The 10,677-nt window shown below is 62.3% G+C and carries 12 protein-coding genes and 1 pseudogene; 8 read left to right on the plus strand and 5 right to left on the minus strand.

Annotation, left to right across the window (positions count from 1 at the left end):
* Positions 1-72 precede the first annotated feature (72 nt).
* A pseudogene (locus EJO66_RS31800) lies at positions 73-1,524 on the plus strand (IS1182 family transposase).
* 260 nt (positions 1,525-1,784) lie between these two features.
* Here EJO66_RS31800 and EJO66_RS31805 read toward each other — a convergent pair.
* Together EJO66_RS31805 and EJO66_RS31810 are read right to left on the minus strand one after the other, a co-directional pair.
* Positions 1,785-2,165: a DUF5071 domain-containing protein gene (locus EJO66_RS31805; protein ID WP_240648939.1), complete on the minus strand. Its 381-nt coding sequence runs from the start codon at positions 2,163-2,165 to the stop codon at positions 1,785-1,787.
* Positions 2,166-2,420: 255 nt separating this feature from the next.
* The gene (locus EJO66_RS31810) at positions 2,421-3,320 is read right to left on the minus strand and encodes a LysR family transcriptional regulator (RefSeq protein ID WP_125967193.1); all 900 of its coding nucleotides are present in this window, start codon (positions 3,318-3,320) and stop codon (positions 2,421-2,423) included.
* A 99-nt stretch (positions 3,321-3,419) separates the two neighbouring features.
* Here EJO66_RS31810 and EJO66_RS31815 point away from each other — a divergent pair, with 99 nt between their 5' ends.
* The 3 genes from EJO66_RS31815 (at position 3,420) to EJO66_RS31825 (ending at position 5,581) form a co-directional block, all read left to right on the plus strand.
* On the plus strand, positions 3,420-3,749 hold the full coding sequence (locus tag EJO66_RS31815) for a nuclear transport factor 2 family protein (RefSeq protein WP_124962231.1): 330 nt from the start codon (positions 3,420-3,422) through the stop codon (positions 3,747-3,749).
* Positions 3,746-4,528, plus strand: coding sequence for an SDR family oxidoreductase (locus EJO66_RS31820; protein ID WP_125967194.1), 783 nt, complete (start codon positions 3,746-3,748; stop codon positions 4,526-4,528). Before EJO66_RS31815 ends, EJO66_RS31820 begins: the two co-directional genes overlap by 4 nt.
* 273 nt (positions 4,529-4,801) lie before the next feature.
* On the plus strand, positions 4,802-5,581 hold the full coding sequence (locus EJO66_RS31825) for an alpha/beta fold hydrolase (protein ID WP_125967195.1): 780 nt from the start codon (positions 4,802-4,804) through the stop codon (positions 5,579-5,581).
* Between the two features lie 353 nt (positions 5,582-5,934).
* Here the strand turns inward: EJO66_RS31825 and EJO66_RS31830 are convergent, their stop codons facing one another.
* On the minus strand, positions 5,935-6,642 hold the full coding sequence (locus EJO66_RS31830) for a Crp/Fnr family transcriptional regulator (RefSeq protein WP_124962228.1): 708 nt from the start codon (positions 6,640-6,642) through the stop codon (positions 5,935-5,937).
* A gap of 114 nt (positions 6,643-6,756) precedes the next feature.
* Positions 6,757-7,497: a Crp/Fnr family transcriptional regulator gene (locus EJO66_RS31835; RefSeq protein WP_125967196.1), complete on the minus strand. Its 741-nt coding sequence runs from the start codon at positions 7,495-7,497 to the stop codon at positions 6,757-6,759.
* 339 nt (positions 7,498-7,836) lie between these two features.
* On the opposite strand from EJO66_RS31835, the gene EJO66_RS31840 reads away from it, so the two are divergent.
* The 4 genes from EJO66_RS31840 to EJO66_RS31855 all read left to right on the plus strand — a co-directional run bounded on the left by EJO66_RS31840 (position 7,837) and on the right by EJO66_RS31855 (position 10,275).
* On the plus strand, positions 7,837-8,961 hold the full coding sequence (locus EJO66_RS31840; RefSeq protein WP_125967197.1) for a sensor histidine kinase: 1,125 nt from the start codon (positions 7,837-7,839) through the stop codon (positions 8,959-8,961).
* A 39-nt stretch (positions 8,962-9,000) separates the two neighbouring features.
* On the plus strand, positions 9,001-9,252 hold the full coding sequence (locus tag EJO66_RS31845; protein ID WP_125967198.1) for a hypothetical protein: 252 nt from the start codon (positions 9,001-9,003) through the stop codon (positions 9,250-9,252).
* Between the two features lie 103 nt (positions 9,253-9,355).
* Positions 9,356-9,514: a DUF3309 family protein gene (locus tag EJO66_RS31850; RefSeq protein WP_124962223.1), complete on the plus strand. Its 159-nt coding sequence runs from the start codon at positions 9,356-9,358 to the stop codon at positions 9,512-9,514.
* A 389-nt stretch (positions 9,515-9,903) separates the two neighbouring features.
* On the plus strand, positions 9,904-10,275 hold the full coding sequence (locus tag EJO66_RS31855) for a response regulator (protein WP_124962222.1): 372 nt from the start codon (positions 9,904-9,906) through the stop codon (positions 10,273-10,275).
* A gap of 148 nt (positions 10,276-10,423) precedes the next feature.
* On the opposite strand, the gene EJO66_RS31860 is transcribed toward EJO66_RS31855, so the two are convergent.
* A complete protein-coding gene (locus EJO66_RS31860; RefSeq protein WP_125967199.1) occupies positions 10,424-10,648 on the minus strand; it encodes a hypothetical protein in 225 nt (74 codons plus the stop codon).
* Between the last annotated feature and the right edge of the window lie 29 nt (positions 10,649-10,677).

Genomic DNA, 10,677 nt, shown 5'->3' on the forward strand with positions numbered 1-10,677 from the left:
GGGTGTGTGAAAACGCTTCGTTGATCGTCTCACTCAAAATGAAATCCACCAACCCGTCAGAGCGAGGTGGCCATGAAGCGATTCATCGAGGGCGAAGACCGACAGCAGGTGACTTTGCTTCCCGAATGCCTTGATGACTATATCGGTGAGGACAACCCGGTGCGAATCGTCGATGTCTTCGTCGAGGAACTCGACCTTCAAGCGTTGGGCTTCGAAGGTGTAGAGCCAGCGGCGACCGGCCGCCCTTCGTGTATCACCCGGCGGTGCTTCTCAAGCTCTACATCTACGGCTACCTCAATCGAATCCAGTCCATCCGCCGCCTGGAGCGCGAAGCCCAGCGCAACGTCGAGGTGATGTGGCTCACCGGTCGGCTGGCGCCCGACTTCAAAACCATCGCCGATTTCCGCCACGATAACGGTCCTGGCATCCGCAATGTCTGCAAGCGCTTCATCGGCATGTGCCGAGAACTCAAGCTGTTCTCGCACGCCATCGTAGCCATTGATGGCAGCAAATTCAAAGCGGTCAACAGTCGAGACCGAAACTTCACCGCCGGCAAGATCGAGGCGCGTCAGCGGCAGATCGAACAAAGCATCCAACGCTACCTCGATGCCATGGAGACGGCCGATCGCACCCGGCCGGCCGAGGTCGAGGCCAAGACCGAGCGATTGACGGACAAGATCAAGAAGCTGCGCGAGCAGATGCGGGAACTGGACCGGACCAAAGAGCAACTGAAGCACGAGCCCGATGGTCAGCGCTCGACCACCGATCCCGATGCGCGCTCGATGAACTCGCAGGCCAAGGGCACTGGCTTGGTGGGCTACAACGTCCAGGCAGCCGTTGACGCCAGGCATCATCTGATCGTGGCGCACGAGGTCACGAACGTCGGCAGCGACCGCTCGCAACTGAGCAAGATGGCGCTGAATGCACGCCAGGCGATGGGCAAGGCCAAGCTGCAGGCCTTGGCCGATCGAGGGTACTTCAATGGGACGGAGCTCAAGGCCTGTGAAGACGCGGGCATCACAACCTACGTACCGAAGCCGATGACCTCGAACGCGAAGGCCGAGGGGCGCTTCGACAAGAGCGACTTCATCTATATCGCGAAGGATGACCAGTATCAGTGCCCCGCGGGCGAACGGGCCATCTACAGGTTCAGCACACTCGAGAGAAATGGCCTCAACGCGCGCATCTACTGGACCAGCGCTTGCCCCAGGTGTCCCATGAAGGATCAGTGCACGCCCAGCGACTACCGACGCATCCATCGATGGGAGCATGAGGCGGTGCTCGAACGCGTCCAGCAACGTCTTGATCGCAAGCCTGTTGCGATGACGCTGCGAAGGTGCACCGTGGAGCACGTGTTCGGCACGCTCAAGTACTGGATGGGTTCAACCCATTTCCTCACGAAGACACGTGCCGCACGTGAACACGGAAATGAGCCTGCACGTGCTGGCTTACAACCTGAAGCGCATGATCGCGATCCTGGGTATGAACCAAGCGATGAAGGCGATCAGGCTGATGGGGGCGTGAGCCTCTTCAATCGCCATTGCAACGCTCTCGGCGACTCAGGAGCGTGCCAAGTCACCCGTTTCTGCGACGAGGCTACTGGATGACTTCGTGATGCCGATCACGGCCTCGCGGTCGCTAATTCGGCATACTTACTCGCACCGAAGCTGTTTCCACACGACCTCGGCCGACTGTAGCCGGTTACGACCGGCGGAGCTTCGGGCCCAAAAGAGACGTCCCCGACCCTCGATAGCAGACACCCGAAAGACGTTGCCACTGCCTACTCAGGCTGCTTTCTTCGCCAAGATCCTTCGAGCAATCTCATCGACCCCTTCGTCGCTTTCACCTGGGCTCGGGTCCAAGGCCATGCGCAAAAGGGACGGCTCGAGGGCCACTGCGAGCCTGGGTGACGGAGCGACAAGTTTGTCGAGCACCCAGTACTTCCAGACGTGATCTTCAGACTCGAAGATCATCTGCAGATGAGGTGCCAGTGGTTCACCGATGCCAGCCAGAAAGGGGGTCAAGACCTTTGCGACAGGCCAGTTGATGTCTTGCATCCAGGCGATCAACTCAGGAAGAAGCGCGTCGACGGCCGGATAGCCCAGAGCGACGATCGCTTCTGCCTTCGACAGGTCGTGCTTGTCGACTGGCAAAAGGTGCGTCATTTCAGGCAATGAGTTCTCCCTCATGTTCAACGGCCACTACGGGCCTCAAGGCGTCATGGCAACTCGAATGCGTAAGGCCGCCGCACACTTTGAACGCGTTCGTCGATGCATCAATCCTTCTTCTTCGCGAACCCAAGCACCTCCACCGGTCCGGTGAGCGCCTGTTTGGCCTTCGAGTTAGCCCACCCACGTATGCGGCTCTGGGATGACAGGTGCTCGCGCGCGGTGGTGATCGTCCACGGAACCTGACCTGGCTCAGGGAATTTTCTCCAGCATGCAGTCTATGAAGGCGCGCAGCGCGGCCGGGACCTGGCGCCGGCTGGGGTGATACAGGAACAGCCCTGGCCGTGCAATCGACCAGTCGGCAAGAACCTCCACCAGGCGCTGCTGGGCGAGCAGCGCATCGACTCGTTCGCGATCGAAGGCATAGGCGATCCCCAGTCCTTGCAGTGCAGCAGCGACACCCATGTCTGAATGATTGGTGACCAACGGTCCGTCCACCGCCACTTCGGTCCGCTTGCCCTTCTTTTCGAACTCCCAGCGGTAGGCACTCCCGTCGCTCTGGAGTCGCCAGTTGATGCAGGCGTGGCCGTGCAGATCGGACGGTGACCGCGGTGTGCCGCGACGCTCCAGATAGTCCGGGGATGCCACGGCCACCATCTTCACATCCGGCGTCAAGCGCACGGCAATCATGTCCTTCTCCAGCTTGCCTCCGACGCGGATGCCAGCGTCGAATCGACCCGCAACGATGTCGCTCAATCCGTTTTCGACCACGATGTCCAGTGTGACCTCCGGGTGCGCCCGGTGAAACCGACCCAGGCGGGGGCCGATCACCGCCCAGGCGGCCATCCCGAGGGTGTTGATGCGCAGCGTGCCGCGCGTCTGACCTGCCATGGCGCTCGCTTCGTTCACGGCATCGGCCATGTCCTGAAAGAGCGGCGCGATGCGTCCGTACAACTGCGCCCCGGTCGCGGTGGTGGCAACGCTGCGGGTCGTGCGGTTCAGCAAACGCGTACCGAGCCGCGTTTCCAGCTGCCGGATGGTTTGACTCAGCGCGGAAGCAGACAGCCCCAGATGCTCCGCGGCGCGGGCAAAGCTCGCGCGTTCCACCACCGCGGCAAAAGCCTTGAGCTCGGCAAATTCCGCTCCGCGCATTGTGTATCGTCCTCTACATAGCTCGTGAAGATTCTAGAAGATTCACTTATCGGTGTGCCACGCGCATCCTTGCGACTTCACTTCCGAGGCGTTGTCACCATGAGCACCCTGACCCTTCCCGATCCCATCTCGGCCTACTTCGTGGCCGACGCGCAGAGCGCCGAGGCACTGGCCCGATGCTTCATTCCACAAGCCAGCGTGAAGGATGAAGGCCACACCCACACCGGCCGCCGCGCGATTCAAGAATGGAAGGCCGCCGCAGCGGCCCGGTACGGGTACAAGGTCGAGCCGTTTGCGCTGCACCAAGAGGAGGGATTCCAGATCGTTCGGACTCGCGTGGCCGGCAATTTCCCCGGCAGCCCGGCCGACCTTCAGTATCGCTTTCGCCTCGAACGTGGCTTGATCGCATCGCTCGAGATCACGGCATGAGCTTCGATCTTCAGCTCCAAGGCAAGCGAGCGCTGGTCACTGGCGGTACAAAGGGCGTCGGCGCGGCGGTCGTTCAAGGCTTGCGCGACGCTGGTGTGCAGGTGATGGCCACGGCGCGCTCCGCGCCCGCGCGGTCGATCGGGGACGTAATCCATGTTGCTGCCGATCTTTCGACGGCCGAGGGCGCCGCCAAGGTCGCGCAGTCGGTGCTCGACCATTGGGGCGGCGTCGACATCCTGGTCAACGTGCTCGGCGGCTCCAGCGCACCAGGCGGCGGCTTTGCAGCCCTTGATGATGCGCGCTGGTTCGCTGAACTGAACCAAAATCTCATGCCCGCCGTCCGACTCGATCGCGCACTGCTGCCCGCCATGCTCGCGCAGGGTTCAGGCGTCATCGTCCACGTCAGCTCGATCCAGCGCCTGCTGCCATTGCCGGAATCCACGACCGCCTATGCGGCGGCCAAGGCGGCGTTGTCCACTTACAGCAAGGCGTTGTCGAAAGAGGTGACACCCAAGGGCGTTCGCGTGTTGCGCGTGTCGCCGGGATGGGTCGAGACCGAAGCGTCGGTGGCGCTGGCCGAGCGCCTTGCCGACCAGGCCGGCACCGACTACGAGGGCGGCAAGCGGATCATCATGCAATCGCTTGGCGGCATTCCGCTCGGCCGGCCGGCCAGACCGCAGGAAGTCGCCGACCTGATCACGTTCCTTGTGTCACCACGGGCGGGCTCGATCTCGGGTTCGGAGCACTTGATAGACGGGGGAACCGTCCCGACGGTCTAGGCGCGCCGGGTCCATCGGCAGCTGCATTTCGAACACGAAGCAGGCCAGCGGCCCGCGCATCCCGCGAGGGGGCGTTCGTGGGCGTCCCGATCTCAGATGCGCTCGTCGTGCCACACATCTTTATTGCGTGGTTTCGGCAAGCTGCACAACGCTGTTTTGCAGAAATGCGATATGTGCGCCTAAACATCTGACTTTGTGGCCATCTTCGCAACCCTGTTCAGCACGTTTTTTTCTACCATTTCCAATCTTTCCATCCACTGCCCAGGACCCCCAATGAACTCACTGATTCGCAAGCTTTTCATCGCCGCTGCGACCACCGCCAGCATCGTCGGCCCCGGTGGCGGTGCACATGCGCAACAGGTGCAGGCAAAAAATGTTGTACTGGTGCATGGCGCCTTTGCCGATGGTTCGGGCTGGCGGGGTGTCTATGACGAGCTGATCAACAGAGGCTACCGGGTCACCATTGTTCAGAATCCTCTGACTTCATTGGCCGACGACGTGGCGGCGACCCAGCGGGCGCTCGCCCGCCAGGACGGTCCCACGATCCTCGTCGGTCACTCCTGGGGGGGCACGGTCATCACCGAGGCGGGCATCAACCCGAAGGTGGTCGGTCTTGTCTATGTCAGCGCTCTCTCGCCCGACGCCGGCGAGACCACGAGCGAGCAGTACGCCGGATTCAGTGCCCCCGACTTCGTGATCGACACGCAATCCGACGGCTACGGATTCGTCAGTCTGGAGAAGTTCAAGATCGGCTTTGCCGGTGATGCCAGCGATGCGGACGCCGCGTTCTTGCGTGACTCGCAGGTGCCGATCAACATGTCGGTGTTTGCGACCAAGCTCAATCACGCCGCATGGCGAACCAAGCCAAGCTGGGCGGTGATCGCGACCGAGGACAAGGCCTTCGACGTGCGGATGCTGCACAAGATGGCCCAGCGCATTGGTGCCGCGGTGGAAGAGGTGAAGGCAAGCCATGCGGTCTTCATGACCCAGCCGAAGAAAGTCGCCGACGTGATCGATCGTGCTGCCAGGCAAGCCGGGCGCAAGGTCCCGTGATGCCGTTGACTGCAAGGCAGTCCGGCTTCACCGGCTGAGCATCCCACCCCCGCGCGGCGCATCGCAGTGCGATCCAAGAGCTCGAACAATCGTCGCCCTTCCGAGCTGCCGCGGAGAACCTCGACGCTGTCGACCAAGAATCTTGCGTAGCCGGCCTGGCGTGGTCGCGCCAAAGAGTTGTCTACTCGTATGGCGAAACGTGCGCCTCAGCGATCCATGCCGTCGACTTCGAGCGAACCACCATCCAGTAGAACGGCGCTCCGCTCCACCGAGCGAATGGCGATCTGGGCGAGACATGCGGCAAGCACCGAGTGGCACATGCAAGACGGCGCCGCATCGCGGCCGACCGGCAGCTATGCGATCAGGTGCGCATAGCTGCGCCGATTGGCCCGGTAGCAATCGCACGCCGCATTTTCCAGCCCTTCGCGGTCCGTGATCGTGATGACGCCCCGTCGATAGTCGATCAACCGGCGCGTGTGCAGCGCCGTTGCCGCATTGGTGATGCCGACCCGGCGCACGCCCAGCATGCGGCCCAGCACTTCATGGGTCAGCGCGAGGTGCGTCGAATGCGCGCAGTCCTGCGTGGTCAGCAGCCAGCGCGCCAGCCGTTCCTCGATCAAGTGGAAGCGGTTGCACAGGCCCGAGCGGCCGAACTCCATCAAGAGCACGCAGACGTAGCGATTGAGGATGCGCTTGAGTTTCGAGTTCTGCTCCAACTCCTGGGCGAACGATTGCGCCGTCAGACGCCAGGCCATGCCGCTCCCCTGCACCAGCGCCCGCAGCGGCGCGCTCTGCACGTCCAGCGACAGCTCGTAGCCCAGGGCACCTTCGTTGCCCACCATTCCCGTCTGAAGGCCATCATGGCCGTCCGCGGTCGACACCAGCGAGACGAACGCGCTCGTGGGGAAATGGATGTGATGGATGACATCGCCCGGCTCGTAGAGGATCTGCGCCGTAGCCAGCTGCACGCTGTCGCAGCGTTCGAGCAGGTGCGCCCGGTCCGCGGGCGGCAGCGCCTCGAGCAGGCGATTGAGGATGGGGCGGGGCGGGGCTGATGTCACGGAACCGCCTGTTGGGAAGAATCAGCGCGGGAATGCGCAACCGAGCGCATTGTTGCCGAGGGCCCTTCTCGCGTCTGTGCGGAGGCGCACCGAACGCGGCGCGATCGCGCTGGTTCAGGTCGCGAGTTGACGGGGTAGCAGGCGATCCGTTTCACGCTTCACGACCTCATAGCACTCGCACACCTGCTTCTCCAGCCCCGGGCGATCCAGCACCGTGATGTGACCCCGCGAGTATTTGATCAGGTTCAGGCGCTGCAGCTTGCCGGCCGCCTCCGTCACCCCTTCGCGCCGCACGCCGAGCATGTTGGCGATCAGCTCCTGGGTCATCACCAGCTCGTTGCCGGGCAACCTGTCGAGGCTCAGCAGCAGCCAACGGCACAGCTGCTGTTCCAGCGAGTGGTGCCGGTTGCAGACGGCCGTCTGTGACATCTGGGTGATGAGCGACTGGGTGTAGCGCAGCAACAGATGCAGCAGGGGCCCGCCGTTGTCCGTCAACTGCTTGATGTGGCTGGCGCTCAGGCGGAATGCGTGGCCTGCGCTTTGCACCACGGCGCGGTTGGGCGTGCTTCCCCCTCCCATCAGCAGCGAAACGCCGACCATCCCCTCGAATCCGACGACGGCGATCTCGGCCGATTGCCCGTTTTCCAGCACGTACAGCAGCGAGACGATGCAATCGGTCGGGAAATACACGTGCTGCTGGACCACGCCCGATTCGTAGAGCACCTCGCCCAGCTTGAGCGGCACCAGCTCAAGGAGGGGCGTCAGGCCCGCCAGTACTTCCGGCGGTATCACCTCCAGGAGGCTGTTGCGCGCCACGGCTGCGCGCGAAGAAAACGAGGGCGAAGACGGTGCCATGGCGGAAGGAGATTCCAAAGTGCCCATCATTTTGCCGCCGAACCCTCGTCGTCTGTGCGCTTCCGCACACAGACGAGGGGCTATTTCTGCATGCCAGCGTGCGCTGGCGAACAGTGCATCAGGCGCATTGGCGATAGCGTGAGACGCTGATGAGATGACGGATGCGAACCGTTCGCCGCGGAGGGAATGTAGGTGCCGATCGCAAGTCGGCATGCCACGTATGTGCGGTGCCGTACAGACAATTCCCCCTGAGCAACTGAAGATGGCGATACACCTTCCAAGTAGAAGCAGGCGGCATTCATTGAATGAAGCGGGCGAAAGCCATCGAGGTTTCAGAATATGCGCAACTTTCTCACCAACAACCGGGAGGAACTGGTTTCACGGTGCAAGTCGAAGGTTGCACTGAGGCCCCGGCGGGCCGCCACTGAACATCAGCTGGCGAATGGCATCCCGTTGTTCCTCGAGCAGCTGATAAGAACCCTTGCGGCCGAAGAGGACGATAAACCCGCCGACAGCATCAGGATCTCGGGGCCGTCGGGCGGGGATTCGCTGGCCTTGTCGGAAATGGGGGTGTCCGCCACAGCCCATGGCAAGGAGCTGTTGAAGCTGGGCTACACGGTTGATCAGGTCGTTCACGACTATGGCGACCTTTGCCAGGCGATCACGGACCTGGCCCTCGAACGCGACGCCCCCTTCGCTGTCGCGGAATTCCGGACCTTGAACCGGTGTCTGGACAACGCCATTGCAGACGCCGTCACCGAGTTCAGCTTTCAGCGGGATACGCAAATCGCCCGCCAGCAGAGCCTCGACGCGACAGAGCGTTTCGGATTCCTGGTTCACGAGCTGCGCAACTCCCTCGGGACAGCAACCCTGGCGATTCACGCGCTTGAACTCGGCAACATGACGATGGGCGGCGCCACCGGCACCGTGCTGAAACGCAGCCTGTCAGCAGCGGGTGCGCTGATCAGCCGGGCGCTCGCCGAGGTGCGCAGTAACGCGCCGGACCAGCGGCAGACATTCTCCGTCGCCTTGTTCGTCAAGGACGCCGAAACCGCGGCCCGGCTCGTTGCAAGCGCCGCAGGTTGCGTCTTCGAGGTGCCGCCTGTCGATTCCCTGCTGGCCATCCGGGGAAACCGCGAACTGCTGCTCGCCGCACTGGCAAACCTCCTGCAGAACGCGTTCAAGTTCACGCACCCGCATACCAATGTCGCCTTGAAGGCCTATGAGCTTGGCGAGCACGTCCTGATCGAAGTCGAAGATCACTGCGGAGGGCTGCCACCGGGAATCGCCGCCAAGATGTTCGCGCCCTTCAATCAGCACAGTCATGACAGGTCGGGATTGGGTCTGGGCCTTTCCATCGCCCGCCAAAGCGTCGAGGCGGACGTCGGCACTCTGACGGTGCGGGACGTGCCGGGCGTCGGTTGCGTCTTTACCATTTGCCTGCCGCGCCATCCCCTCCCCTGACCGGCACGCCATCGTTCTTCTGATCCGAAAGGACTCGCCATGGACACTCAATTACTGATGCGGATCGGACGCATGACGCCGCCTCGGTGGCTCACGTTGTCGGCGGATGTTGCCGCGGCAAAGCGGCTGGCTGCAAGCGGCATGATCAAAGTGACTCTCGAGGTTCAAGGCAAGGCGAAGAGGCTCGCGCGGGAAGTTGCGCATGTGGATGCGATCACCAGCGAGGGCGCATCGGTGATCGCGAGCGAAAAATCCTGCTCGCGGAAGAAAGCAGCGCTCCCGACGCCGTGATTCGCAGGCGTCAGGCAAGCGCATTCAGTTTTGTTCGATAGCGAACAGACTGGAATGCGCTGCCTCGGTATCTTGATATCAAGCAAGCACCTAGGAGTCAATCATGAGCATCGGCACCATTCTTTTGATCATCCTGATCCTCGTTCTGATCGGGGCGTTTCCGTCATGGCCGCACAGCCGCGGCTGGGGTTACGGTCCGAGCGGAATTCTCGGCATCATCGTGCTCGTACTGATCGTCTTGTTGTTGACGGGACGCATCTAGCGCTCAGGCTGACGCGAGTTCATCAACCGGTGGTGTCAACCTGTATCGATGCGAGGATCCACGATGCCCATGCAGTTGCTCGAGCGGCTCTATTCCGCAGAAATGCCCATGACCATCGATGCGCATGAGGACATCGAGAAGTGCGACTTGCTGCGCGCTGCAAGGCTGATAGAGGCAGATCTTCCGCCATTCATACATTGCCAGGGGCGAACAACTTATTCCGGTCGAGCCACGGTGAGGCGGGTGACGGCCAGGGGCGAAGCGGCCTTGAAGATGCGAGCTTGCTCCTTGTTGAACTCGGTGCAATGCTCGCCCTGTCCGGTGACGTCGGACGCACGGTGACCAGACGGCCCTGTGCGGTTCAAGGCATCAGCAGGAGGCTTCCCCAGATGACGCTTGCCGTTTTCATAGTGGAAGACGAGCCGTTGATCCAGGACAGCCTCAAGGTTGTGCTCGAGGGCTACCTGCAGGCAGAGGTCGTCGGGACTGCGCTCTCTGAGGCCGAAGCTGTGGCTTGGCTCCAGGCGAACGAGGAGGCATGGCAGCTTCTCGTCGTGGATCTGTTGCTGAAACAGGGAACAGGTCTCGGCGTGCTGGCCGCCCTTTCAGCGCTCGGCAGAAAGAAAGGGATCGTGGTGGCGTTGACCAATGCGGCTTCTCCGGACAACCGCGCGGAGTGCATTCGTCTGGGCGCCGATGCGGTCTTCGACAAGGCAGCGGAAGTCAATGAGTTCCTCGCCTATTGCGCTGCCGGGCATTGACGGGCGCGGGACGCCAACCAGATTTCGTGTGAGCAGCTTTGCTTGGGGGCAACAGTTGCTCCTGCCATGAGCCACGAGCCAGACACTCGCCCTCAGGCGCCGGACGGCGCCTGAAGCATCCCGAAAGAAGGACGTGTCGGTCAATGCGTCAGCGTGTGGGCGGAACCACGACAACGGTTCCACTGCCGGTGCCAGTGCTGCCGGTATTGCCTCTGGCGCCCGTTGCGCCGGTATTTCCCTGATTGCCGGTTGCCCCTGTGGCGCCGGTGCTTCCGGTGTTGCCCGTGTTGCCTTGAGGGCCCATGGGGCCGGTGCAGGCAGATGCACCGAGCAGAGCGAGCAACAGGGCGGACGGGAGCAAATACTTCTTCATGGCAGTTCCTTGGAGTCGTGGGGGTGCAG

Origin of the sequence: Variovorax beijingensis (genome assembly GCF_003951285.1) — a bacterium.
Classification (GTDB): domain Bacteria; phylum Pseudomonadota; class Gammaproteobacteria; order Burkholderiales; family Burkholderiaceae_C; genus Variovorax; species Variovorax beijingensis.